This is a genomic window from Pseudomonas sp. FEN (assembly GCF_904067045.1).
Taxonomy (GTDB): domain Bacteria; phylum Pseudomonadota; class Gammaproteobacteria; order Pseudomonadales; family Pseudomonadaceae; genus Aquipseudomonas.
In genome coordinates this window covers 1,405,972-1,430,887 of sequence record NZ_CAJFDC010000036.1, presented here as the reverse complement: position 1 = coordinate 1,430,887, position 24,916 = coordinate 1,405,972, and the positions used below count along the sequence as shown (strand labels likewise).

Annotated in this window: 23 protein-coding genes; 14 read left to right on the top strand and 9 right to left on the bottom strand. The window is 61.1% G+C overall.

The window, feature by feature from the left end:
* Positions 1 to 23: 23 nt before the first annotated feature.
* From rpmB to PFEN_RS29950, 3 genes are all read left to right on the top strand, one after another.
* On the top strand, positions 24 to 257 hold the full coding sequence (gene rpmB / locus PFEN_RS29960) for a 50S ribosomal protein L28 (protein WP_007921114.1): 234 nt from the start codon (positions 24 to 26) through the stop codon (positions 255 to 257).
* A 12-nt stretch (positions 258 to 269) separates the two neighbouring features.
* A complete protein-coding gene (rpmG, locus tag PFEN_RS29955; RefSeq protein WP_003177274.1) occupies positions 270 to 425 on the top strand; it encodes a 50S ribosomal protein L33 in 156 nt (51 codons plus the stop codon).
* Positions 426 to 600: 175 nt separating this feature from the next.
* Positions 601 to 1,965, top strand: coding sequence for a hypothetical protein (locus PFEN_RS29950; protein WP_224771089.1), 1,365 nt, complete (start codon positions 601 to 603; stop codon positions 1,963 to 1,965).
* Here PFEN_RS29950 and PFEN_RS29945 read toward each other — a convergent pair whose 3' ends face one another.
* The gene (locus PFEN_RS29945; RefSeq protein ID WP_191490166.1) at positions 1,966 to 2,328 is read right to left on the bottom strand and encodes a cupin domain-containing protein; all 363 of its coding nucleotides are present in this window, start codon (positions 2,326 to 2,328) and stop codon (positions 1,966 to 1,968) included. It abuts the gene before it with no gap.
* Between the two features lie 237 nt (positions 2,329 to 2,565).
* Here PFEN_RS29945 and PFEN_RS29940 point away from each other — a divergent pair, with 237 nt between their 5' ends.
* Positions 2,566 to 4,059, top strand: a complete 1,494-nt coding sequence (locus tag PFEN_RS29940; protein WP_191490165.1) for an aldehyde dehydrogenase — start codon at positions 2,566 to 2,568, stop codon at positions 4,057 to 4,059.
* A gap of 237 nt (positions 4,060 to 4,296) precedes the next feature.
* Complete coding sequence (locus PFEN_RS29935; RefSeq protein WP_191490164.1) at positions 4,297 to 5,448, top strand: MFS transporter; 1,152 nt, start codon at positions 4,297 to 4,299, stop codon at positions 5,446 to 5,448.
* A gap of 126 nt (positions 5,449 to 5,574) precedes the next feature.
* Here PFEN_RS29935 and PFEN_RS29930 read toward each other — a convergent pair whose 3' ends face one another.
* Both PFEN_RS29930 and PFEN_RS29925 read right to left on the bottom strand, forming a co-directional pair.
* On the bottom strand, positions 5,575 to 7,128 hold the full coding sequence (locus PFEN_RS29930; RefSeq protein ID WP_191490163.1) for a phospholipase D family protein: 1,554 nt from the start codon (positions 7,126 to 7,128) through the stop codon (positions 5,575 to 5,577).
* A gap of 60 nt (positions 7,129 to 7,188) precedes the next feature.
* Positions 7,189 to 8,622, bottom strand: a complete 1,434-nt coding sequence (locus PFEN_RS29925) for a PLP-dependent aminotransferase family protein (protein ID WP_191490162.1) — start codon at positions 8,620 to 8,622, stop codon at positions 7,189 to 7,191.
* Between the two features lie 182 nt (positions 8,623 to 8,804).
* On the opposite strand from PFEN_RS29925, the gene PFEN_RS29920 reads away from it, so the two are divergent.
* Together PFEN_RS29920 and PFEN_RS29915 are read left to right on the top strand one after the other, a co-directional pair.
* Positions 8,805 to 9,050, top strand: coding sequence for a DUF1127 domain-containing protein (locus PFEN_RS29920; RefSeq protein ID WP_191490161.1), 246 nt, complete (start codon positions 8,805 to 8,807; stop codon positions 9,048 to 9,050).
* 220 nt (positions 9,051 to 9,270) lie between these two features.
* The gene (locus PFEN_RS29915) at positions 9,271 to 9,624 is read left to right on the top strand and encodes a YkgJ family cysteine cluster protein (protein ID WP_191490160.1); all 354 of its coding nucleotides are present in this window, start codon (positions 9,271 to 9,273) and stop codon (positions 9,622 to 9,624) included.
* Between the two features lie 19 nt (positions 9,625 to 9,643).
* Here the strand turns inward: PFEN_RS29915 and PFEN_RS29910 are convergent, their stop codons facing one another.
* A complete protein-coding gene (locus PFEN_RS29910) occupies positions 9,644 to 10,132 on the bottom strand; it encodes an Lrp/AsnC ligand binding domain-containing protein (protein WP_191490159.1) in 489 nt (162 codons plus the stop codon).
* A gap of 159 nt (positions 10,133 to 10,291) precedes the next feature.
* Here PFEN_RS29910 and dadA point away from each other — a divergent pair, with 159 nt between their 5' ends.
* The 6 genes from dadA to PFEN_RS29880 all read left to right on the top strand — a co-directional run bounded on the left by dadA (position 10,292) and on the right by PFEN_RS29880 (position 16,537).
* Positions 10,292 to 11,596 carry a D-amino acid dehydrogenase gene (gene dadA, locus PFEN_RS29905; RefSeq protein WP_191490158.1) on the top strand — a complete coding sequence of 435 codons (1,305 nt, stop codon included), beginning with the start codon at positions 10,292 to 10,294 and terminating at the stop codon, positions 11,594 to 11,596.
* Entirely contained in the window at positions 11,568 to 11,921 is a 354-nt protein-coding gene (locus PFEN_RS29900) for a RidA family protein (protein ID WP_191490157.1), read from the top strand. The genes dadA and PFEN_RS29900 overlap by 29 nt, the downstream gene beginning before the upstream one ends.
* A gap of 87 nt (positions 11,922 to 12,008) precedes the next feature.
* Positions 12,009 to 13,082, top strand: coding sequence for an alanine racemase (gene alr, locus PFEN_RS29895; RefSeq protein WP_191490156.1), 1,074 nt, complete (start codon positions 12,009 to 12,011; stop codon positions 13,080 to 13,082).
* Between the two features lie 129 nt (positions 13,083 to 13,211).
* The gene (locus PFEN_RS29890) at positions 13,212 to 13,760 is read left to right on the top strand and encodes a cupin domain-containing protein (protein WP_191490155.1); all 549 of its coding nucleotides are present in this window, start codon (positions 13,212 to 13,214) and stop codon (positions 13,758 to 13,760) included.
* A 187-nt stretch (positions 13,761 to 13,947) separates the two neighbouring features.
* Positions 13,948 to 14,367: a c-type cytochrome gene (locus PFEN_RS29885; protein WP_191490154.1), complete on the top strand. Its 420-nt coding sequence runs from the start codon at positions 13,948 to 13,950 to the stop codon at positions 14,365 to 14,367.
* Positions 14,368 to 14,611: 244 nt separating this feature from the next.
* Positions 14,612 to 16,537 (top strand): acetyl-CoA hydrolase/transferase family protein, encoded by a 1,926-nt coding sequence (locus tag PFEN_RS29880; protein WP_191490153.1) that lies wholly within the window; start codon positions 14,612 to 14,614, stop codon positions 16,535 to 16,537.
* Between the two features lie 149 nt (positions 16,538 to 16,686).
* Here the strand turns inward: PFEN_RS29880 and PFEN_RS29875 are convergent, their stop codons facing one another.
* Both PFEN_RS29875 and rep read right to left on the bottom strand, forming a co-directional pair.
* Positions 16,687 to 17,259 (bottom strand): xanthine phosphoribosyltransferase, encoded by a 573-nt coding sequence (locus tag PFEN_RS29875; protein WP_191490152.1) that lies wholly within the window; start codon positions 17,257 to 17,259, stop codon positions 16,687 to 16,689.
* A 56-nt stretch (positions 17,260 to 17,315) separates the two neighbouring features.
* Entirely contained in the window at positions 17,316 to 19,325 is a 2,010-nt protein-coding gene (rep, locus tag PFEN_RS29870; protein ID WP_191490151.1) for a DNA helicase Rep, read from the bottom strand.
* A 263-nt stretch (positions 19,326 to 19,588) separates the two neighbouring features.
* Between rep and PFEN_RS29865 the strand changes: the two genes are divergently transcribed.
* A complete protein-coding gene (locus tag PFEN_RS29865; protein ID WP_191490150.1) occupies positions 19,589 to 21,259 on the top strand; it encodes a putative bifunctional diguanylate cyclase/phosphodiesterase in 1,671 nt (556 codons plus the stop codon).
* 24 nt (positions 21,260 to 21,283) lie between these two features.
* Here PFEN_RS29865 and PFEN_RS29860 read toward each other — a convergent pair whose 3' ends face one another.
* From PFEN_RS29860 to PFEN_RS29850, 3 genes are all read right to left on the bottom strand, one after another.
* Complete coding sequence (locus PFEN_RS29860; RefSeq protein WP_191490149.1) at positions 21,284 to 22,687, bottom strand: NorM family multidrug efflux MATE transporter; 1,404 nt, start codon at positions 22,685 to 22,687, stop codon at positions 21,284 to 21,286.
* A 65-nt stretch (positions 22,688 to 22,752) separates the two neighbouring features.
* Positions 22,753 to 23,421 (bottom strand): response regulator, encoded by a 669-nt coding sequence (locus PFEN_RS29855; RefSeq protein WP_191490148.1) that lies wholly within the window; start codon positions 23,419 to 23,421, stop codon positions 22,753 to 22,755.
* A complete protein-coding gene (locus PFEN_RS29850) occupies positions 23,421 to 24,818 on the bottom strand; it encodes an ATP-binding protein (RefSeq protein ID WP_191490147.1) in 1,398 nt (465 codons plus the stop codon). Before PFEN_RS29850 ends, PFEN_RS29855 begins: the two co-directional genes overlap by 1 nt.
* Positions 24,819 to 24,916: the final 98 nt, after the last annotated feature.

Below are 24,916 nucleotides of genomic sequence, written 5' to 3'. Positions count from 1 at the left end.
ATGTGGTTTTAGAGGGCTGAGGCATGTCTAGAGTCTGTCAAGTTACCGGTAAGGGTCCGGTGACTGGGAATAACATTTCCCACGCAAACAACAAAACCCGTCGTCGTTTCCTGCCGAACCTGCAGCATCACCGCTTCTGGGTCGAGTCCGAGAAGCGTTTTGTGCGTCTGCGCGTATCCGCCAAGGGCATGCGTATCATCGACAAGCGCGGCATTGATGTCGTGCTGGCCGAACTCCGTCGCGATGGCAAGGTATAAGGGAGCTAAATCATGCGTGAATTGATTCGTTTGATCTCGAGCGCCGGTACTGGTCATTTCTACACGACTGACAAGAACAAGCGCACTACTCCGGACAAAATCGAGATCAAGAAATATGATCCGGTTGTTCGTAAGCACGTGATCTACAAGGAAGGCAAAATCAAGTAATTGATTTTGTTTTTCGAGAAAAACCCCGACTGGTTCGGGGTTTTTTTTCGTCTTTTTTCCGGCGGCTCCTACCTGTGGTGTGGCTGATTCCTACATTTTTCCCGTTGCGCCTCTCCTAGACTGGGTAAACACCGAAAGGACGCGGATGTGGAGAGCGCTCATGATGATTGCGAGGATGTTTGGAGTTCTGCTGCTGGTGGTCCTGGCGGCGGGTGGTACTGCGGTTTCGGCGGCGGTGCCGAATGCACAGGCCGGTACGGACGCCTATGTGCGCAGGATGACCGAGGCGACGCTGGCCGCCTGGCCCGCGCTGGCTGAATTCAACGAGGTCACCCGTGTCTTCGCGGATGTCCAGCTGTTGACCAGCAATGGGCAGCGGGCCTGGCTGATGAACGCTCACGGCGGGCGTGAGATCGACATGGCGGCCGTCAGTGCGATGGGGCCGTCCTATGAATACAAGTCGTTCGACAAGCTTCGCTGGCAAGGTCGTCCGGCTGTCTTTGTGGGGATGGGAGAAGTGTTGCCCAAGGATGAGATGCAGCGGCTGAAGGATCCGCTGGCGGTCCCCGAGCTGTTTAGCCTGGCGACTCACGAGGCCTTTCACTTTTACGCCGAGGCGGATTGGACGCATCATCCGGGTGCCGAGCGCAGTATCCGCTATCCCGCCATCGCCGAGCCGCGGTTGTATCGTAACCAGATGATTCGTCACTTGCTGGCGGCGGTCCAGGGGGACGCCGATGGCATGGAGCGGGCCAGCTATTGGTATCACCGCTGGTTAAGCGAGCATGCCGATGAGTCAACACGTACTCGCAATACCGACCGCTCCGAAGGCGGCGCCCGATATGTGGAGTTGATTGCTCAACTGCTGGCGCTCGGGCTGAAGCCGGGCACTGTCGAATGGCAAGCGCTGATGCTCGAGAAACTGAGGCCATCGAGTCAGACCGAGTATCTGGCCGCCGATCATGAAAGTTATGCGCTGGGTGCTCTGGCAGGGCATCTGCTCGATCGCCGAGGTGTGAACTGGCTGCCTCGCGTTGCTCGGGGAGAAATCCCTGTGTCGATACTCCTGGATTCGATTTCGCCCCTTGAAAACCCGCCTGACGAGTCCCTGGAGCGACGCCTGCAAGCAGCAATTGCCGAGGCCAATCGTCAGGCAGCGCAAGCCTTCGAGCCATTTCTGCATCGCTTCAATGATCCGACGGGCAAGCGCCTGCTGGTGCCGCAGGGGGCCATGCAGGGGAGTTTCGGTCTCGGGAATACCTACCGTATCGCCGCGCTGCCCGAGAAGATTGAAACCGGAGTCGTTGCCCGGTTCGCCTTGAGCGATGGTCGTATCGATCTCCGGGCGGCGACGGTGGCCTCCCGCGTCAAGGAGGACTGTGGCCGGGAAGATCTCTACTGGATCCTGGCCCTGACCGAGGCCGAGTCCAAGGAAACTGCCGAGGGGCGTCTGCGTTTCGAACGCGATGACCTCCAGCTGGATATTCCCTACCCGCTGAAGTCCAGCCAGGACCCGAGGTCCTGGTGCGTCCAAGCCTGATCAGACCTTCTGCTCGAACACCACGTAGATCTTGCGGCAGTGCTCCAGCACTTCCCAGGTGCCCTTGAAGCCCGCCGGAATTACGAAGCGATCGCCGGCGCGCAAGGTCTTGGCGTTGCCCTCGCTGTCGCGCAGCACCGAGACGCCCTGGACGATTTCGCAGTACTCGTGCTCGGTATAGTTCACCGTCCACTGGCCCACCGCACCTTCCCAGACGCCGGCATTCATCTGCCCGCAGGGACTGCCATAGTGGTTGTAGATCGTCTGCTCGGGGTCGCCCTTGAGCACTTTCTCCGGTGCCGGACGGAAGCGTTCCGGCGAGGTATTGGCGTCGCTGAAATCGACGATGTCCTGGATGCTCATGATGTTCTTCCTCCGCGCTGGCGGGCCTGTGCTCGAGAGTACCGAGTCTATGTTTATTAAAACGAACATGGCAACGGCGTTTGGCCAGATTTTGTCGAATATATTGAAACTTCAGGTGCCGCTGGTTTAGGGTAGTGAGCGCCGCTGGCCCAAATCAGGGCCCGTTGGGCAGAATTCCGCACGGTGCTGGCGCAAGAGCGCACGGCTCCAGTATTTCAATAAGAGGAGGACACTCGAATGACCACCCTGACTCGCGCTGACTGGGAACAACGTGCCCGTGAGCTGAAGATTGAAGGCCGCGCCTACATCAATGGTGAATACACCGCCGCGGTCTCGAATGAGACGTTCGAGTGCATCAGCCCGGTTGATGGCCGTCTGCTGACCCGCGTGGCCAGCTGCGATGCGGCTGACGCCCAGCGCGCGGTGGACAGTGCCCGCGTGACGTTCAATTCTGGCGTCTGGTCGCGCCTGGCCCCGGCCAAGCGCAAATCCGCAATGATTCGTTTCGCCGCGTTGCTGAAGGTCAATGCCGAGGAGTTGGCCCTGCTGGAAACCCTCGACATGGGCAAGCCGATCAGCGATTCGCTGCATATCGACGTTCCCGGCGCGGCCCAGGCCCTGAGCTGGAGCGGCGAGGCCATCGACAAGATCTATGACGAAGTGGCCACCACACCGCACGATCAGTTGGGTCTGGTGACCCGCGAGCCGGTGGGCGTGGTCGCGGCCATCGTGCCGTGGAACTTTCCCCTGATGATGGCTTGCTGGAAGCTGGGCCCGGCGTTGTCCACGGGTAACTCGGTGATTCTCAAGCCCTCGGAAAAATCTCCGCTGACGGCTATTCGCATCGCCGCCCTGGCGGTTGAAGCCGGCATTCCGGCCGGCGTGCTGAACGTGCTGCCCGGTTACGGTCACACCGTTGGCAAGGCCCTGGCCCTGCACATGGACGTCGACACCCTGGTGTTTACCGGCTCGACCAAGATCGCCAAGCAACTGATGATCTACTCCGGCGAGTCGAACATGAAGCGCATCTGGCTCGAAGCCGGTGGCAAGAGCCCGAACATCGTTTTTGCCGATGCCCCGGACCTGCAGGCCGCCGCCGAAGCCGCGGCCAGCGCGATCGCCTTCAACCAGGGCGAAGTCTGCACCGCCGGCTCGCGCCTGCTGGTGGAGCGTTCGATCAAGGAGCGCTTCCTGCCGCTGGTGATTGAAGCGCTGAAGGCCTGGAAACCGGGTAACCCGCTGGACCCGGACACCAATGTCGGCGCCCTGGTGGATACCCAGCAGATGAACACCGTGCTGTCGTACATCGAGTCGGGCCATGCCGATGGCGCCAAGCTGGTGGCCGGCGGCAAGCGTACCCTGCAGGAAAGCGGTGGGACCTATGTCGAGCCGACCATCTTTGATGGCGTGAGCAACGCGATGAAGATCGCCCAGGAAGAGATCTTCGGCCCGGTACTGTCGGTGATTGCCTTCGACAGCGTGGAAGAGGCGATCAGCATTGCCAACGACACGCCGTATGGCTTGGCGGCGGCGGTCTGGACCGCGAACATCTCCAAGGCGCACCTGACCGCCAAGGCCCTGCGGGCCGGTAGCGTGTGGGTGAACCAGTACGACGGCGGCGACATGACCGCGCCGTTCGGTGGTTTCAAGCAATCGGGCAATGGTCGCGACAAATCGCTGCACGCGTTCGACAAGTACACCGAGCTGAAGTCGACCTGGATCAAGCTGTAAGGCATTCGATCCTGAGGGCGATCCGAAACCTGTAGGAGCGGCCGGTCGACGTTCGATTGCCCGCGAAGCTTTTGGCGGCCTTGGGGCGCCTTCGCGACGGTGCGGCGATCCGACAAGCCCAGCTCCTACAGATCGACGCTTGCACATGATCGGACGACGCCCTGACACAGCCGGACTCTCCATGAGGAAGTCCGGCTGTGTTGTCTTGAACAGAAATTATCCACAGGAGCGTGGTGCATGCGTTGGGCGACTTATTTCGCCGTGCTGGCTTCGGTACTCAGTGTCGGGCTGGCACTGGGCGTGAGCATGCCGCTGGTGTCCTTGCGGTTGGAGGGCTGGGGTTACGGCGCCTTTGCCATTGGCGTTATGGCGGCGATGCCGGCCATTGGCGTGTTGTTGGGGGCCAGTGTCTCCAGTCATTTGGCGGCGCGCTTCGGCACAGCCAGGCTGATGAGTCTCTGCCTGTGGGCCGGTGCCTTGTCCATCGGTTTGCTGGCGCTACTGCCCAGCTACCCGGTGTGGCTGGTGTTGCGCCTGATGATCGGGGTAATCCTGACGATTGTCTTCATTCTCGGCGAAAGCTGGATCAATCAACTGGTGGTCGAGCAATGGCGCGGGCGCCTGGTGGCCCTGTATGGCAGCACTTATGCGTTGAGCCAACTGTCCGGTCCGTTACTGTTGGCCGCCGTGGGCACCGAGGGCGATTATGGTTTCTGGGTCGGCGTGGGGTTGCTGGTGGCCGCGCCGCTGCTGTTGCTGGGGCGCAGCGGTGCGCCAACCTCGGAGTCCAGTCGGGTCACCCTGATGGATTTGCTGGGTTTCTGTCGGAGTCTGCCGGCCATTGCCTGGGCCATTTCGCTGTTTGCTGCCTTCGAGGCGATGATTCTGACGTTGCTACCGGTTTACTGTCTGCGCCAGGGCTTCACGGCGGACATTGCCCTGGCGATGGTCAGCACCGTGGTGGTAGGCGACGCCTTGTTGCAACTGCCGATTGGCGCCTTGGCCGACCGGCTTTCCCGGCGCGTGCTGTTTACTGGTTGCGCCCTGGCCCTGATGCTGTCGAGCCTGGCGGTGCCGTTGTTGATCGATAGCATGCTGATCTGGCCGCTGTGGGTGCTGTTCGGGGCCAGCGCGGGTGGGCTGTTCACTTTGTCGTTGATCCTGATCGGTGAGCGTTATCGCGACGATGCGCTGGTGCGGGCCAACGCCCATGTGGCCCAACTGTGGGGGATTGGCTGCCTGATTGGGCCATTGGTGGCGGGGGCGGGTAGCCAGTGGATCAGTGGCCACGCCTTGCCGTTGTTCATGGCGGCCGGGGCGTTGGGCTTGCTGGTGTTGGCATTGCGCCAGGGGGCCTTCGGCCCGGCACGGCCGGCCACGTCTTTGTAGGTTCAGGTGTTGTCCGCGAAGGCTCGGTGTGTCACCACGAATATGGGGCCGACACGGACTCTGTAGGAGCAGCCGGTCGACGGCATGTACCAGAAGCGCAGGGCTGCTCATGGCTGTTACGAACTTTCAGAGCATGCGCTCCAAACCGATGTGATTGGCGAACCAGGCGTTGAACCGGCGCCACCAGTTGCCCGGCTCTTGCTGCAGTTCGTGGAGTTGCCCGTGGTCCTCGGTGACCCAGACAATCTGTCCCCGCTCCAGCCGCGGCTGGTAGCTCAGGGCTGGAGCCATCCCGCGCAAGGCCAGGGTTCGAACGTGTTCGGCCAGTTCCGGGCTGTCCACCAATACGCCGACTTCGGTGTTCCACAACACTGAGCGTGGGTCAAAGTTGAACGAGCCGATAAAGGATTTTTGTCGGTCGAAAATCATCGCCTTGCTGTGCAAGCTGGAATCCGAGCCTTTGTAGGACGCGCTGTGAAACAGGTGTGGCCCGCTGCCACCACGTTCCCCGGGCTGGCGCCGCAGTTCGAAGAGCTTCACCCCGTGTTCCAGCAGTGCCTTGCGGTAGGGCGCATAGCCGCCGTGCACGGCCGGCACGTCGGTGGCCTCCAGCGAGTTGGTCAGCAGGCTGACGGAGACTCCGGCGTCGGCGCGCCCGGTCAGGTAGACCAGCCCCGGCTGGCCGGGTACGAAGTACGCGGAAATCATCATCAGTTCGGTGTGAACGTTACTCAGTTCAGGTGCCAATTGAGTGGTCAGCAGCAGGCGTGGATCCGGCTCGCCCTTGGCCAGGACCTTGCTCGGCGTGTCCCACAGCGCCTGGCTCCAGGCCCAGATCAGCTCGCGGCGCCAGGTGTCCATGTGCGGTTCGCTCTTGTAGGCCCGAAGTTTCAGGTACAGGGCGGTATTGTGCTGGCGATAGTTGCCCAGCGAGTCCTTGAGCCGTTGCCGGGCATTGGCCAGCCGCGTCGCTGACGATGTGTCGGACAGGAAGTCACCGATGGGAGCGCTCAGGGCGCTGTTCCAGTACTGGTCGAAGCTGTGCCCGAGCTGTTCGGCCACGGGGCCGAAGCCGAGCAGGTCGATGTCAGTAAAGTTGAGGTCCGGCTGGGCGCCGAAATACTCGTCCCCCAGGTTGCGGCCGCCGACGATGGCCGCGCTGTTGTCGGCCAGCCACAACTTGTTGTGCATTCGCCGATGTTGTTGCGACAGGTTGAACAAACGACCCAGGGCGCGGGTGGCACCGGTGCCGCGACCCAGGTTCAGCGGATTGAACAGGCGGATTTGGATATTCGGATGCGCGGCCAGCGTGCCGATGAGCGTGTCGAGCCCGTCGCTGGCGGTATCGTCCAGCAGGATGCGCACCCGTACACCGCGATCGGCGGCGTTGAGCAGTTCTTCCACCAACATGCGGGTGCTCAGGCCGTCATGGACGATGTAGTACTGCAAGTCGAGGCTGACCTGGGCATTGCGGATCAATTCGGCCCGGGCCCTGAACGCTTCACTGCCGTTGGGCAGCAGGTGAAAGCCCGAGCGTCCCTGCCAGGGTGCGGCCTGGGCCTGGATCGAACGGCCGAAGGTCGACTCGCTCGCCGGCTTGGCCTGGCTGGGCAGCCGTGGAGCATCGAGGGATGCGCATCCGCTCAACAGCAGGGCAATGAGTAGCAAACAGGCTTTCAACGATCATCGTCCCGGGTCATGGCAGGTATCGGTATATGGCCGCTGTCTGGCGGGTGAAGATCAATCGATATTGCTCTCGCTTTGTGCCAGTAATTTGATCGCGGCGGCGCCGACTTTACGCACGGCCTCTTCGACCTGCGGCGTGGGCTTGGTAGCGTAGTTCATGCGCAGGCAATTGCGGTATTTGCCCGAGGCCGAAAAGATACTGCCTACCGCTATCTGCACGCCCTGGTCCTGCAGCGCCCGGTTCAGGCGCAGGGAGTCGAAACCTTCGGGCAGTTCGACCCAAAGCATGAAGCTGCCCTGGGGGCGGCTGGCCCGGGTGCCGGCGGGAAAATAGCGGCTGATCCAGTCGATCATCAGGTCGCGATTGCGTTGGTATTGGCTGCGCATGCGCCGCAGATGCGGCTCGAAGTGGCCATTTTTCAGGAAGTCGGCGATAGCCAGTTGCGGTTGTGGCGCCGTGGAACCGGTGCTGATGTACTTCATGTGCAGCACCCGTTCGAGGTAGCGGCCGGGTGCGACCCAGCCGATGCGCAGGCCGGGGGCAAGGGTCTTGGAGAAGGAGCTGCAGAGCAGCACGCGACCGTCTTCATCGAAGGACTTGATGGTGCGTGGACGAGGGTAGGTGTAGGCCAGTTCGCCATACACGTCGTCCTCGATAATGGCCACGTCGAAGCGCTGTGCCAGGGTCAGCAGGGCACGTTTGCGCGACTCCGGCATGATGTAACCCAGTGGGTTGTTGCAGTTGGGTGTCAGCTGTATGGCCTTGATTGGCCACTGTTCGAGGGCCAGTTCCAGGGCGTCGAGGCTGATGCCGGTGATCGGGTCGGTGGGGATTTCCAGGGCTTTCATGCCCAGCCCCTTGAGGGTCTGCATGGCGCCGTGGAAGCTGGGGGAGTCCACCGCGACGATATCCCCGGGCTCGCAGATGGCGCGGATGCTGGTGGACAGGGCCTCGTGGCAGCCGGTGGTGATCACCAGGTCGCTGGGGCCGAGTTGGCAGCCCGAGTCGAGCAGCAGTCGCGCCACTTGCTCGCGCAGCCCGAGGTTGCCGTGGATATTGTCATAGGACAGCCCGGGCATGTCCTGGCGGCGACTGATCTGCGCCAGGCTGCGCAGCAGCGGCTTCAGGGTCGGGCTGTCGATATCCGGCATGCCACGGCCCAACTGTACGGTGTCCTCACGGGGGACGGCCCGGATCAGTTCCAGAACCTGTTCCCACTGTGAGATGTCCACGGGGCGTTGCGCGGGACGCCCGACCACCGGCAATGCCGGTAGCTCTCGACCAACAGGCACGAAATAGCCGGACTTGGGTTTCGGCTGGGCCAGCCCGCTGTCTTCCAGGACACGGTAGGCCTGCTGCACCGTGCTCAGGCTGACACCGTGCTCCACACTCAATGCCCGTACAGAAGGCAAGCGATCACCCGGACGATAGAAGCCCTGTTCTATACGGGTTCCAAGTAGTTCGGCGAGGTTGACGTAGAGGGGCATGGGGCGGTTCTCGGGGACGGTGGAAAGCATTGGCCGGTACAGATAAAGCGAAAATACAGGATTCAGTCGCACCTTGGCGAGTTCTGTATTGAATTAATAAAAATTGATTGAATCTGTAATGGTTTTTGCCGTTCCTCCATTCTGTGTCCTCATGGCAACCAAGTAACAAAGGAGCACGGGTAATGAACGGTTTAAGCGATGTGCGTCTGGTTTTGCGCAGTCAGGAATTGATGAGTGAGCACGAGCGGACAATCACGGCGTCCTCCGCCCGTCGCTGCCCGCCGGCCTTCGGCCTCATGGGCCTAGTCTTGCATCGCCTGCGTACCCGCAAGGCCTTGCTTGCGCTCACGCCCGAGGAACTGCGCGACATCGGCTTGAGCCCGGAACAGGCCCGGGAAGAAGGTGTGAAACCGTTCTGGCGTTCCTAGCGCGAAACGTCTGGCCGGCCGGCTTGCCGGCGATAGTTTCAGGATGGCTGGCGCTTGGCCCAAGGCTCTCGTCGTTGCGATGCGGCGTCCCGACAAGCCAGCGCCTATAGCGGGCAATGGCGTTTTCGAGGTTCCGTCGCTTCGACGGAGCAGGGTTTGCTGCCGGAGGCGGCTTTTTCAGGCAAAATCCACGCTCATTCTTCTTTCCGGTCGTCGTTCGATGAGCTGCAACAGTCAGAAAATCCGCTTTCTGCGCCAGCAAATTCCGTCTTTCGAATGCGTGCCGGGCTGTCACGACTGCTGTGGGCCGGTGACCACTTCCTCCGAGGAAATGGCCCGTTTGCCGCGCAAGACCGCCGCCGAGCAGGAAGCGGCGCTGAACGAGCTCAATTGCGTGCACCTGGGGCCGAACGGTTGCACGGTGTATGACGAGCGCCCGCTGATCTGCCGCCTGTTCGGGACGACAGCGACGCTGCCTTGTCCCAATGGCCGACGTCCCGTGGAGCTGATTCATCCACGGGCCGAGCAGCAAGTGCACGAATACATCGCCAGTACCCGGCAGGTATTGGTGTAGCGGCCTACGGGCCAGCCGTTCAATCTGGAATCGGCAGGTTCAAGCTCTCTTTCACTTCCTCCATCACGATATAGCTCTTGGATTCCCGGACATGGGGCAGCTTGAGCAGGATGTCGCCGAGCAGTTTGCGGTAGGAGGCCATTTCGGAAATCCGCGCTTTCACCAGGTAGTCGAAATCCCCCGACACCAGGTGGCATTCCAGCACGTGCGGTAATTTCAGCACGGCGCGTCGGAATTCTTCGAAGGTGTCACCCGATTTGTAGTCGAGGCTGATCTCGACGAACACCAGCAGGCTGCCCTTGAGGTGTTGCGGGTTCAATCGGGCGTAGTAGCCCATGATGATGCCTTCGCGCTCCAGTCGGCGAACCCGTTCAGTACAGGGTGTGGTGGACAGGCCGACCTTTTCGCCAAGCTCGGTGAATGAGATGCGTCCGTCGGCCTGCAGGAGGCGCAGGATATTGCGATCGATCTTGTCCAGCTCGCGTTTAGTCTGATGGTTGGTTCTCATTAGGGGATGCCACTCCGTCAAAAGCGTTAGTGCCGAGAATTCTCGCCAAATATAGGCACTTATATAGTGAAAAGCACTGGCTATTGTTTTTTACACTGCGCGCATCTTGGTTTTGAACACTAAACACTGGCGGCTGGCCGCGGATTGAGGGATAGACACATGCGAGTTCTGGTATTGGGTAGCGGCGTCATTGGTACCGCCAGCGCATATTATCTGGCGCGGGCCGGTTTCGAAGTGGTGGTGGTCGACCGTCAGCCGGCCGCCGCCATGGAAACCAGTTTTGCCAACGCCGGCCAGGTCTCGCCTGGCTATGCCTCGCCTTGGGCCGCACCGGGCGTGCCGCTCAAGGCGATCAAGTGGTTGTTGCAGCGCCACGCGCCGCTGGCGATCAAGGCTACCGCCGACATCGACCAATACCTGTGGATGGCGCAGATGCTGCGCAACTGCACCGCCAGTCGCTATGCCGTGAACAAGGAGCGCATGGTCCGTCTGTCCGAGTACAGCCGTGATTGCCTGGATGAGTTGCGCGCCGAAACCGGGATTGCCTACGAAGGTCGTAGCCTGGGCACGACCCAGTTGTTCCGCACCCAGGCGCAGCTCGATGGCGCGGCGAAAGACATCGCGGTGCTGAAAGAGTCCGGCGTGCCCTACGAATTGCTCGACCGCGCCGGCATTGCCCGGGTCGAACCGGCACTGGCCAGTGTTACCGATATCCTCGCCGGTGCCCTGCGCCTGCCGAACGACCAGACCGGCGACTGCCAGATGTTCACCACCCGCCTGGCCGAAATGGCCATCAAGCTGGGCGTGGAATTCCGTTTCGGCCAGGATATTCAGCGGCTCGACCATGCGGGCGACCGCATCAACGGCGTGTGGATCGATGGCAAGCTGGAAACCGCCGACCGCTACGTGCTGGCGCTGGGCAGCTACTCGCCGCAGTTGCTCAAGCCGCTGGGAATCAAGGCGCCGGTCTACCCGCTCAAGGGCTATTCGCTGACCGTGCCGATCACCAACCCGGCCATGGCCCCGACTTCGACTATCCTCGATGAGACCTACAAGGTCGCGATCACCCGTTTCGACAACCGTATCCGCGTGGGTGGCATGGCGGAAATCGCCGGTTTTGACCTGTCGTTGAATCCGAAACGACGCGAAACGCTGGAGATGATCGTCGGCGATCTTTATCCTCAGGGCGGCGACCTCGAGCAGGCCAGCTTCTGGACCGGTTTGCGTCCGACCACGCCCGATGGCACGCCGATCGTGGGCGCTACCTCGTTCCGCAATCTGTTCTTGAACACCGGTCACGGCACGCTCGGCTGGACCATGGCTTGTGGTTCCGGTCGCTTGTTGGCTGACCTGATGGCGAAGAAAACGCCACAGATCAGTGCCGAAGGCCTCGATATTTCCCGTTATGGCAAAATGCCCCAGGAGACTGCAAAACATGGCAATCCAGCGCCAGCTCACCAATGAGCGTATGAGCCAGATCGTTGTTCACAGCGGTACCGTGTATCTGGCTGGGCAGGTCGGCGACGACATGAGCGCCGGGATTGCAACCCAGACTCATGAAGCCCTCGCCAACATCGAGCGTTTGCTGGATCTGGCGGGTACCGACAAGAGCAAGCTGCTGTCGGTGACGATCTACCTGAAGGATATCGATGCCGACTTCGCCGGCATGAACGCGGTATGGGACAAGTGGTTGCCAAAAGGCGTCGCGCCGGCCCGTGCCACGGTCGAAGCCAAGCTGTGCGAACCGCAAATCCTGGTCGAGCTGTCGGTGGTGGCCGCTCTGCCTTAAGTACGATCCCTCTCCCGGTGCGAGGGGCGGCTTACCGCCTTTCGCACCGGTTTTTATTCCCTGTTGACCGCCCAGAAGTTTGCCGCCATGCGTCCTGCCCGTGCCCTGATCGACCTCCAAGCCCTGCGTCACAACTATCAACTGGCCCGCGAAGTATCGGGGGCCCGTGCCCTCGCGGTGATCAAGGCCGATGCCTACGGTCATGGCGCGGTGCGCTGTGCCCAGGCCCTGGAGGCCGACGCCGACGGCTTTGCCGTGGCCTGTATCGAGGAAGCGCTGGCGTTGCGGGCCGCCGGTATTCGCGCGCCGATCCTGTTGCTGGAAGGTTTTTTCGAGGCCGACGAGCTGCCATTGATCGTCGAGCACGACTTCTGGTGCGTGGTGCACGGGCTCTGGCAGTTGGAGGCCATCGAGCAGGCGGTACTGGCCAAGCCGATCAACGTCTGGCTCAAGCTGGACTCGGGCATGCACCGGGTGGGGCTGGAGCCAGCGGAGTACGCGGCGGCTTATCGACGCCTGTTGGCCAGCGGCAAGGTGGCGAAGATTGTGCTGATGAGTCACTTCGCCCGTGCCGACGAACTGGGCTGTCAACGCAGTGCCGAGCAGGTGGCGATCTTCGAGGCGGCGCGTCAGGGCCTGACGGCAGAGGTCAGCCTGCGTAATTCCCCGGCGCTGCTCGGTTGGCCGCAGATCCCCAGTGACTGGGTACGCCCCGGCATCCTGCTGTTCGGCGCCAGCCCTTTCGAGGAAACCAACCCGCTGGCCGCGCGCTTGCAGCCGGTCATGACCCTGGAGTCGAAAGTCATCAGCGTGCGCGAGCTGCCGGCGGGCGAGCCGGTGGGCTACGGTGGCCAGTTCGTGACGCCCAAGCCGATGCGGATCGGCGTGGTTGCCATGGGGTATGCCGACGGCTATCCGCGTCACGCCCCGACCGGCACGCCGGTGCTGGTGGCTGGCCAACGCAGCCAACTGCTGGGCCGGGTGTCGATGGACATGCTGTGCATTGACCTGACCGATGTGCCCCAGGCGGGGCTGGGTTCGACGGTGGAGTTGTGGGGGAAACACGTGCTGGCCAGCGAGGTTGCGACCCGGGCCGAGACCATCCCCTATGAGATTTTCTGCAACCTGCGTCGGGCACCACTGCTCTACACCGGGAGCTAGCGGCAAGCCGCATTGGGTTACAGGTCGCTTCACCGAACAGGATTGGCCCCCAAGTGTTGTAAATACTGAACGCTATGCCATGATATCGCTCAATTACAACATCGCCTGAACCCCTGGGAGGCTGCCGTATTGGACGTCGGTGAACGACTGCAATCCATCCGTAAACTGAAAGGTCTGTCTCAGCGTGAACTCGCCAAACGCGCGGGCGTCACCAATAGCACCATTTCAATGATTGAGAAAAACAGCGTCAGCCCCTCGATCAGTTCGCTGAGAAAGGTGCTTGGTGGCATTCCCATGTCCATGGTCGAGTTCTTTTCCGAGGAAGTCCTTGAGGAAAAACCGACCCAGATCGTCTACAAGGCCAATGAGCTGATCGATATTTCCGATGGCGCCGTGACCATGAAACTGGTCGGGCGAGCCCATCCCGGCCGCGCCATCACCTTCCTCAACGAGATTTATCCGCCGGGCGCCGATACCGGAGAGGAAATGTTGATCCACGAAGGCGAGGAAACTGGCATTTTGGTGGAGGGGCGACTGGAATTGGTGGTCGGGGCGGAAACTTTCGTCCTTGAGGCGGGCGACAGCTACTATTTTGAAAGCACCAAGCCACACCGTTTTCGCAATCCGTTCGATGCGCCGGCGCGACTAATCAGCGCAGCGACACCCGCGAACTTTTGAGAGTGAGAGACGTCAGGTCAGGGATTTCAAGGCGTCCGATCGTACTGATTCGCTATTCGGCTAATACCCTTGTGACTATAGGGGTTGTTTCGCAGTAGCGGTCTAACCGTTATACTCACGCCCGCCTGCGAAACCGTGGTTCGGGGCGTGATTAGCCACCATTGAGGGTGTACGCGTGAATCCAATTATGAAAATGCTGGCCGTACCAGCAACCGTAGTCGCCCTGTGGGCAGTCAGCGCTCAGGCATCGACCATCAATGACGATATCGCCAAGCGTCTGGAACCGGTGGGCAAGGTGTGTGTTCAGGGTCAAGAGTGCAAAGGGATGGAAGTGACGGCTGCCGCGGGCGGCGGTGGCGGGGCCAAGACCCCGGATGACGTGATTGCCAAGCATTGCAACGCCTGTCATGGCACTGGTTTGCTGGGTTCGCCGAAGATTGGCGATGCCGCGGCTTGGAAAGAACGCGCCGACAGCCAGGGTGGCCTCAGTGGGATCCTGGCCAAGGCCATTACCGGTATCAACTCGATGCCGCCAAAAGGCACCTGCGCCGACTGCTCCGATGACGAGCTCAAAGGCGCGATCCAGAAGATGTCCGGTCTCAAGTAAGGACGATCTTCGCCAAAAAAGCCGCTTACGTAGCGGCTTTTTTGCATCTGGCGAAAAGCTGAAGGATGGGCGTCGGCTTGCCGGCGATGAGCCCCACGAGCCTGGCGCCGTATTCACTGGCGCCATCGCCAGCAAGCCGGCGGCCACAGGTCGGTAGTTCCTGGCCGACTCCGGGCTGTCATTTGCCGCGAATTCCCGGCAAGCTCGGCTCTACCTCAATTCACGGAAAGGCGAGGAGGCTCCGATGGTGCAGTGCTGTTCTATCGAGCGTGCAGTCGACGAGGTGTTGGCGCGACTGCCGGCGCATATTCACATGGCCAGCCCCTTGGGCCTGGGCAAGCCCAATCGTTTTATCAATGCGCTCTACCAGCGCATCAGGCAATTGCCGGAGCGCCGACTGACGATCTACACGGCCTTGAGCCTCGGGCGCCCGTCCCTGGGCGACGGCTTGCAGCGGCGCTTCCTCGAACCTTTTGTCGAGCGGGTATTCGGTGATTACCCCGAGCTGGACTTTCTCGCCGCCCTGCACCAGGACAACCTGCCGCCGAATATCCGGGTCCAGCAGTTCTTCATGCAACCCGGCAGCCTGTTGCACAGCGTGCAGGCTCAACAGGATTACATCAGCAGCAACTACAGCCATGCCGCCCGCGATATCAATGCCGCCGGCCTGAACCTGATCGCGCAACTGGTGGCCGGCGACCCGCAGCATCCCGGGCACTTTAGCCTGAGCTGCAACCCGGACATCACCCTCGACCTGCTGCCGATGGTTGCCCGGCGCCGGGCCGCCGGTGAAACCATCCTGATGCTGGCGCAGGTCCACAGCGACTTGCCCTATATGCCTGGGGATTCGGAGATCCCCCATGACGCCTTCGACCTGCTGATCGACGAAGCGGAACGCAGCACCCTGTTCTCCACCCCGAACATGCCCGTGAGTACCCAGGATCATTTTATCGGCCTGCACGCCAGCACCCTGGTGCGCGATGGCGGTACCTTGCAGATCGGCATCGGTGCCATGGGCGACGCGTTGACCGCCGCCTTGCTGGCCCGCCAGGCCGATAACGAGGGTTACCGGGCTTTGCTGGCGGACGTCGACCTGTCGCCGTGGCAAGCGCTGATCGACAAGGAGGGGGGGGGCGAAGCCTTTGCCAAGGGCCTTTACGGTTGCAGCGAGATGTTCGTCAATGGCCTGTTGGTCCTGGTGGACGCCGGTATCGTACGGCGCAAGGTCTATGCCGACCTTGAGTTGCAACGCCAGGCCAACGCCGGCACGCTCGACGCCAGCACTCAAGCCGGTGGCATCATGGTGCATGGCGGCTTCTTTCTCGGGCCCCGCAGTTTCTATCAGCGCCTGCACGAGCTGTCCCGGGACAAGCTGGGTGAATTCAACATGACCGCCATCAGCTACATCAACGAGCTGTTTGGCCAGGAACAACTCAAGCGCCTGCAGCGCATCGACGCGCGTTTTATCAACAGCGCCTTCATCATGACCCTGCTTGGGGCCGGCGTGGCGGACCAGCTCGAAGATGGGCAGGTGCTCAGCGGTGTCGGCGGCCAGTACAACTTCGTGGCCCAGGGACATGCGCTGGAGGGTGCGCGATCGATCCTGATCCTGCGCAGCTGGCGTGAGTCGGGCGGCGAGGTCAGTTCGAATATCGTCTGGGAGTATGGTCATTGCACCATCCCCCGGCACCTGCGCGATATCGTGGTGACCGAGTACGGCATTGCCGATCTGCGCGGCAAGACCGATGTCCAGGTGATCGAAGCCCTGCTGAATATCGCCGATTCGCGCTTTCAGCCGAGGTTGATCGAAGAGGCGCAAAAGGCCGGCAAGCTGCCGGGGAATTTCCGTCTCGATCCACGCTTTGCCGATAACAGCCCGCGGCGGCTGCAGGCGATTCGGACACGGCATCCGCATTTGTTTCCGGAGTATCCGCTGGGCAGTGATTTCAGTTTGGAAGAGCGGGATCTGCTGCGGGCGCTGAACTGGCTCAAGAGCAAATTCAAACTCACGGAGATGCTGGAGCTGGGCAAGGCCGCGCTGGACGCGCCCGAGCCGGCGGCGTTTGCGGCGCACCTGGAGCGCATGGACCTGACCCGACCGGAGGGGCTGAAAGAGGAGTTGTATCAGCGGTTTCTGCTGGCGGCGTTGCAGGAGACGCTGTCTGGCTGAAGATCCGCGAGATCGGGCACGACAATCACCTGCCGGAGCATGGCTGGCCAGCGAAGTTTTTGGCGATCTCGAGGGCCCTTTCGCGGCGGGGCGGCGATCCGACAAGCCCTGCTCCTACGGGTTCGTGGGGGGCTTGAGGTGGGGGCGCCTTACTCGATGAAGGTCACAACACCTCCGGCCAGGGACTTCACCCGGGCCAGCGATTCCACGCGGTAACCCTGGGCGTCCAGTTCGGCCCGACCGCCCTGGAAGGATTTTTCGATCACGATGCCCAGGCCGGCCACGGTCGCACCGGCTTGCTTGATAATCGAGATCAGCGCCTGGGACGCTTTGCCGTTGGCCAGGAAGTCGTCGATGATCAACACGCGATCGCTGCTGGTCAGATGGCGCGGGGAAATCGCCACGGTGTTTTCCACCTGCTTGGTGAAGGAATACACCGTTGCCGACAGCAGGTTTTCAGTCAGGGTCAGGGACTGGTGTTTGCGGGCGAAAATCACCGGCACGCCGAGGTTCAGCCCGGTCATGATCGCCGGGGCAATCCCCGATGCTTCGATGGTGACGATCTTGGTAATCCCCGAGTCGGCGAACAGCGTGGCGAATTCGTCACCGATCAGTTTCATCAACTGCGGGTCGATCTGGTGGTTCAGGAAGGCGTCGACTTTCAATACCTGATCGGAAAGCACGATGCCTTCTTCGCGAATTTTCTTGTGCAGTGCTTCCACGGAACGTCCTCGAATAGCGCCTTGTGCGCTAAAGATAGATTAAAAAGCGCGCAACTCTAGCGTTTTAACATCGCGCGTATATCCGCCAGCGCCGAATTGCCGCGTACCGCTTTCACTTCGGTCGGCGTGTCATCGTTGCCTTCCCAGGCCAGGTCGTCCGGTGGCAACTCGTCGAGGAAACGGCTCGGCGCACAGTCGATGACCTCGCCGTATTGTTTACGCTTGGCGGCAAAGGTAAAGGCCAGGGTCTGACGGGCACGGGTAATGCCGACGTAGGCCAGGCGTCGTTCTTCCTCGATGGTGTCAGCTTCGATACTGGAACGGTGCGGGAGGATTTCCTCCTCCATGCCCATGATGAACACATAGGGGAACTCCAGCCCCTTGGACGCATGCAGGGTCATCATCTGCACGCCTTCGGCACCGTCCTCTTCTTCCTGCTGGCGCTCGAGCATGTCGCGCAGCACCAGCTTGCCGATGGCGTCCTCGACGGTCATGTCGCCGTCTTCGTCTTTTTCCAGGGTGTTCTTCAACGCTTCGATCAGGAACCAGACGTTGCCCATCCGGTAGTCCGCGGCCTTCTCGCTGGAGCTGTTGGTGCGCAGCCAGTTCTCGTAGTCGATGTCCATGACCATGCTGCGCAGGGCGGCAATCGGGTCTTCGCCGGCGCACTGTTCACGCACCCGATCCATGAACCGCTTGAAGCGCGCTAGGCGGTCGGTGAAGCGGCTGTCCAGGTGTTCGCCGAGGCCGATTTCGTCCGTGGCGGCGTACATCGAGATCTTGCGTTCGGTAGCGTAGTTGCCGAGCTTTTCCAGGGTCGTCGAGCCGATTTCCCGACGCGGGACGTTGATCACTCGCAGGAAGGCGTTGTCGTCGTCCGGGTTGACGATCAGGCGGAAGTAGGCCATCAGGTCCTTGACTTCCTGGCGACCGAAGAAGCTGTTGCCCCCCGACAGGCGATAGGGAATCTGATGGTGCTGCAGCTTCAGCTCGATCAGCTTGGCCTGGTAGTTGCCCCGGTAGAGGATGGCGAAATCACTGTAGGGCCGGTCGGTGCGCAGATGCAGGCTGAGGATCTCCATGGCCACGCGCTCGGCCTCGGCGTCCTCGTTGCGGCAACGGATCACGCGAATTTCATCGCCGTGGCCCATTTCACTCCACAGCTGTTTTTCGAATTCGTGCGGGTTGTTCGAGATCAGTACGTTGGCACAGCGCAGGATGCGGCTGGTGGAGCGGTAGTTCTGCTCCAGCATCACCACTTTCAGGGACGGATAGTCGTCCTTGAGCAGCATCAGGTTTTCCGGCCGTGCGCCACGCCAGGCGTAGATTGACTGGTCGTCGTCGCCGACCACGGTGAACTGGTGGCGCTGGCCGATCAGCAGTTTCACCAGCAAGTACTGGCTGGCGTTGGTGTCCTGGTATTCGTCCACCAGCAGGTAGCGGACCTTGTTCTGCCACTTTTCCAGGATGTCGGCATGTTCCTGGAACAGTTTCACCGGCAGCAGGATCAGGTCGTCGAAGTCCACCGCGTTGAACGCCTTGAGCGTGCGCTGGTAGTGGGTGTAGACGATGGCCGCGGTCTGCTCCTTGGGATTGCGCGCGTTCTCCAGGGCTTCGGGCGGCAGGATCAGGTCGTTTTTCCACGAACCGATCATGTTCTTGATTTCGTCGACGCCGTCGTCGCCCGAGTACTCCTTCTGCATGATGTCGGTCATCAGGGCCTTGACGTCGGCTTCGTCGAAGATCGAGAAACCCGGCTTGTAGCCCAGTCGCACATGCTCCTTGCGGATGATGTTCAACCCCAGGTTGTGAAAGGTCGACACCGTCAGGCCACGGCCTTCGCCGCCCTTGAGCAGGGTGCCGACGCGCTCCTTCATTTCCCGCGCGGCCTTGTTGGTAAAGGTCATGGCGACGATGTACTGGGCGCGGATACCGCAATTCTGGATCAGGTGGGCGATCTTGCGGGTGATCACGCTGGTTTTGCCGGAGCCGGCACCGGCGAGCACCAAAAGAGGGCCGCCGACGTAGTTCACGGCTTCTTGCTGCCGGGGATTGAGTCGGGACATGAGGGCGTCAGGAGTCTGCTACGAAAAGGGCGGGCATTTTAACAGGCTGGACGGATTCTGCCGCGACTCTCCGACACTGTGACGTGCGCCGCTATCTAAATTTGCCGGTTTTGTTACTTTGCCGCAGGATGCACAGCGAATTCACAAACATTGCTCACATTTGTGTTACATAGAAAGGCATTTGATAATCAATCGTACTTATGTCTCCTGAGCGTGTCGCGATGCTGATCGCCAACGTTTTTTGCAGAGTCTAGGGAGTCAGCTTGTCTACACCTGTCGAACCCTTGCGTTTGCTGCTACTGGCCGATGAGCCGGAGTGGGCGGCCTTGTTGCGTGAGTGTCTGGCTCCGATGGGAGACTCGGCCGTGCTGATCAGCGCACCCTCCTGGGAGGCGCTCGACCCTCTGTTCGATGCCGACCGCACCGCCGTGCTGTTGACCGTGCCTGGCCTGCAACCGGCTCCGGGACGATGCAGCCTGCCGACTGTGCTGTTGCTCGACGAAGAGCCGCTGGTCACGCCATTGGGGGCCAGCGACTGGCTGGTTCGCGAGGGGCTGGATGTGCCGACCCTGCGTCGCTGCCTGCGCCATGTGCGTGAACGCGGTGTACTGGAAAACACCTTGCAGCGCTTGGCCGAGCAGGATCCGCTGACCGGCATCGCGAATCGCCAGGGGTTCCAGACCCTGCTGGCGGCGCGGCTGGCGAAAAACCAAGGGCGCGGCCTGGCCCTCGGGCACCTGGATCTGGACAATTTCCGCCATGCCAATGACGCCTTGGGGCACCAGGCTGGCGACCGGTTGATCCTGCAGGTGGTTGCGCGGCTCAAGAGCCAGCTTGAGGCGGGTGACCAACTGGCACGTCTGGGCAGCGACGAATTCGCCCTGCTGATCGACACCCGTCGCGCGCCCCAGCGGGCCGAGTGTGTGGCCGAACGGATTATCGAGGTCATGGCCGAGCCTTACTGGGTCGACGGCGAGAGCCTGCTGATCGGTTGCAGCCTGGGCATTGCCCATAGCCGCGCGGATGCCGGTGCCGACCCACTGATGTGGCATGCGCATATCGCCATGCAGCAGGCCAAGAGCACCCAGGGCTGCACCTTTCACCTCTTCAATGAGCGCCTCAATCGCAACGCCCGCAGCCTCGCCGATCTGGAAAGCGAACTGCGCCGGGCCCTGCGCCGCGACGAGCTGGAATTGCACTACCAACCGCGGTTGGACCTGGGCAGCGGCCAGATCGTCGGGCTCGAAGCCCTGGTGCGCTGGCGTCATGGCGAGCGCGGGTTGTTGCCGCCCAGCGAATTCGTGCCCCTGGCCGAACAAAGCGGTCTGATCGTGCCGTTGGGATACTGGGTGATTTCCCGGGCGCTGCGGGATATGCAGGACCTGCGCGAGCGCGGACTGGCGCCGCTGCACATGGCGGTCAACCTGTCGTTCCGGCAGTTCCAGGACAGCCAGTTGCTTCCGACCTTGAGCCGGCTGATTGCCGAGCGCGGCGTCGAGGCGCAGTGGTTGGAATTCGAACTCACCGAAACCGCGGTGATGCGCCGCAGCGATCTGGTCAAGCAGACCATGGATGCCCTGGGGCGGTTGGGCGTGCGCTTTTCCCTGGACGACTTCGGCACCGGGTTTTCCTCCTTCGTGCACCTCAACAGCCTGCCGATCGCCTTGCTCAAGGTGGACAAGAGTTTTGTCGGTGGCATGGAGTTGCGCGAGGAAAACCGCAAGCTGGTGCATGCCATGATCAACCTGGCCCACAACCTGCGTCTGGAGGTGGTGGCCGAAGGGGTGGAAACCCCGGAGCAACTGGCATTGCTGCATGACTTCGGCTGCGACCAGGCCCAGGGTTACCTGATCAGCAAGCCCCTGCCACTGACGGAGTTGGTGGAGTACCTGAGCTCGGGTGCCGCCGGGCAGGCGGTGCGGGAGGTGGTCTGACGCCGACGGACGCGGCCTGTTGGTTCAGGCTGCGTCCATGATGCTAGGCCGTGGGGTTTTCAGCGCAAGGCTTCCCAGCATCCGCTTCATCCGCCACTCAAACGCCAGCGTCAGGCTCACCGCCGCGCAAGCCAGGCCCAGCGCCAGTCCCCACCAGACACCGGTCGGCCCGCCATGGAAGTTGAATGCCAACAGCCATGCCGCCGGGGCGCCGATCAGCCAGTAGCAGCCGAGGCCGACGAGGAAGGTGGTCTTGGCGTCTTTCAGGCCGCGAATCGCACCCATGGCGATGGTCTGGGTGCCGTCGAACAGCTCGAACCAGGCGGCCACCGCCAGCAGCTTGACAGCCAGTTCGATGACAGGTTGGAACGCCGGGTCGTGGCGATCCAGGAACAGCCCGACCAATGGGTTCGGCGCCAGCCAGAACAGCGCGGCAAAAGCCAACATGGCGGCCGCGCCGAAGGCGATGCCGACGCGACCGGCCAGGCGCGCTTCCAGCAGTTGCCCGGCGCCATAGTGCAGGCCGATGCGCATGGTGATGGCGTAGGAGATCCCCGCCGGCACCATGAAGGCGGCCGAGACGATCTGCAGGGCGATCTGGTGCGCCGCCAGTTGCGTACTGCCCATGGTGCCCATGCACAGCGCGGCAAAGGCGAACAGTCCGACCTCCACGGCATAGGTGCCGCCAATCGGCAGGCCCAGGCGCCAGAGCTCGCGCAGATACCGCCAGTTGGGCCGCGACAACCCCCGCAGCAAGGGGTAGTTGCGGTACGCCGGGTGCCGCTTGATATGCCAGGCCAGCCCCAGGGCCATGCAACTGGTGACAATCGCCGTGACCAGGCCGATACCCACCAGACCCAGCTTCGGCAAGCCGAACATCCCGGTGATCAGGGCATAGTTGAGGGCAAAGTTGGCCACCGTCCCGCACAGGCTGATCACCATCACCGGGGTGGCGCGGCCCAGGGCACTGGTGAAACCGCGCAGGGCCATGAAACTCAAGTAGCCAGGCAGGGCGAACGGCAGCACGGTCAGGAACTGTGTGGCGGCGTGCACATTGCTGGGTATCTGGCCGAGCATCAGTAGCACTGGCTTGAGGTTCCACAACAGCAAGCCGGCCACCAGGGCCATCGCCCAGGCCAGCCACAGCCCGGCCTGGGTCAGGCGGGTCGCGCCTTCGATATCGCCGGCACCCTGGCGAATGGAGACCAGGGTGCCCACGGCCGCGATCACGCCAATGCAGAAAATCGACACGAACGTATAGCTCGCGGCACCCAGACCGCCCCCCGCCAGCGCCTCGGGGCTGAGGCGGGCCATCATCAGCGTGTCAGTCAACACCATCAGCATGTGCGCCAACTGCGAGGCGATCAGCGGCCCGGACAGCCGCAGGATGGCCCAGAGTTCAGTGCGTGCTGAATGTTTCATGATCATAAGGCTCGACCGGTGGCAGGAAGTGAGCGCCGTTAATTTTCACTAGGAGGCGGGCGGGGCGCTTTTCAATGGCCTTCCAGGCAATACCCAATCCCGTATATCGATCGAATAGGGTCTTTACCCGGCGCTGCCAGATCGAGCTTACGACGTAGATTCTTGATATGACTATCGACGGTACGGTCGGTCACTATCCTGTGATCCTCGTAGATGTAGTTCATCAGCTGATCTCTGGAAAAGATCTGCCCGGGTCGCGCACTCAACGCTCCCAGTAGACGTGATTCTACTGGAGTGAGATCGAGAGGTACTCCATTGAAGCGTGCCTGATGAGTCCCCACGTCTATTTCCACGCCAGTGCTTTGAGAGGTTGCACCAACGCGACGAAGAACAGCCTTCACCCGTGCCACCATTTCGCGAGGGGAAAAGGGTTTGCAGATGTAATCGTCAGCCCCCAGTTCCAAACCAAGCAGGCGGTCGATTTCGTCAACCAGAGCCGTGACCATAATTACCGGCATACGGCTGAAACCGCGCAACTCACGACAGATGTCCAGTCCGCCTCTTCCTGGCAGCATCAAGTCAAGAATCAACAGGTCGAACTTCTTTTGCCTCAAATGAGGAATGACGGCCAAGCCATCGGCAATATGCTCTACCGTGAAGTCAGCGGCATGGAGATAGTCGACAATCAGAGCAGCCAGTTTCGGCTCATCCTCTGCCACCAGGATGCTTCCTTGGCTCATTATTTTTCCTCCTCCTGTGCCGGTAGTCTCAGGATCAATCGAAGACCTCCCAACGTCGATTCCCGCGCTGAAAGGCGTCCGCCATGCACTTCGGCTATGCCTCGACAAATAGCAAGCCCCAGCCCGGCACCCCCGCTTGAGCGGTTACGCGAGGCCTCGACACGGTAGAAACGCTCGAACAGCCTGGCTCTTTGGGCCTCGGGAACACCAGGGGCTGAATCCTCGCAAATGATGATGACCTCTTTGCCCTTGCGGCAGCCGCTCAACTCCGTCCTTCCGCCGCTGTTCGTGTAGCGCAGGCTGTTCTCCAGAAGATTGTATATCAGCTGGCTCAACCGGCCTTTATCCCCGGTAACGTAAAGCGATTGCTCCGACAAGGTAAAATGCAGCGTCAAGCCCCGTTCTGAAAAGCGTGGTGCGAAAGCTTCGACGGCGGTGCCCAGCAGCGCACCTAAGTTCACAGGCTCTTTTCGGTAGCTCGGCCCACCCACCTCAGCCAACGACAGCTCAAATAAATCATCCACCAATTTGGTCAGGGACGAAATTTCAGTTTGCAGTGAACGAAAGGCACTGGGGCCTACCGGGCGTATCCCATCTTCCAACGCCTCCAGCTCGCCTCGCATGATGGCCAACGGTGTTCTTAACTCATGCGAAATATCCGCCATGAAGTCGCGGCGCCTGCGCTCGTTGTTTGCCAGGCCATCAGCCATACGGTTGAAGTCTCGTGCAAGCTGTCCAACTTCATCATCGGTACGCACGGCAAGCTGAACTGAATAATCCCCCGCAGCCAACCGATGAGTTGCCTCGGCCACACGCTTGATAGGTCGTAACAGGGTTTGTGTCACCCACCATGCAATAAACGCAGACGCCAGCAAACAAGCCAGCATCATGAAGATGCTTGAGTGAAGCTGGCTGATGCGAAAGCGCTGATCGCCAACCGCACTGACTGACTCAAAGGGGGTCATCGCAAGCCAGCCAACAGTCTTGTCCCCCTGACGAATTGCGCGAAGGACGACGTCAGCCTTGTTGTCGTCGTTATAACCGATGATGTAACGATGCTTTGCATCGAATAACGAAAAGCGCAAGAACGCACCGGTCAGATCCGATATGGGTATGACGCGCGGAGTGGTGGGGGGGGAGTTGGATACGTTTTCCGGGCGAATGAGATCGAGCCACTGCCGGGGGTCGCCAGCAATGAAACTCCAGTCACCATGACTGGCATAGGCCTGTTCGAATCGGGGTACAGCCCGCTCAAGGCGGTCAGTTGCCTGTTCGTTAAGATAACCGAGGAAGCCGAGAGAGAAGCTGAAGTAAGTTGCCACGCCCATTCCACACACGGTTAACGTACAAAGCGCCTGTACGGCAAGGAAGACTTTGCTGGAAAGGCTGATTCTCATGGGCTAGGCAACAGAAATGGGGTGGCTTCATTTAGCACGTTCTCTGCCTGATCATTCAAGGCGAGCAAGACATTCTCCTTATTTTCTGCACATTTACT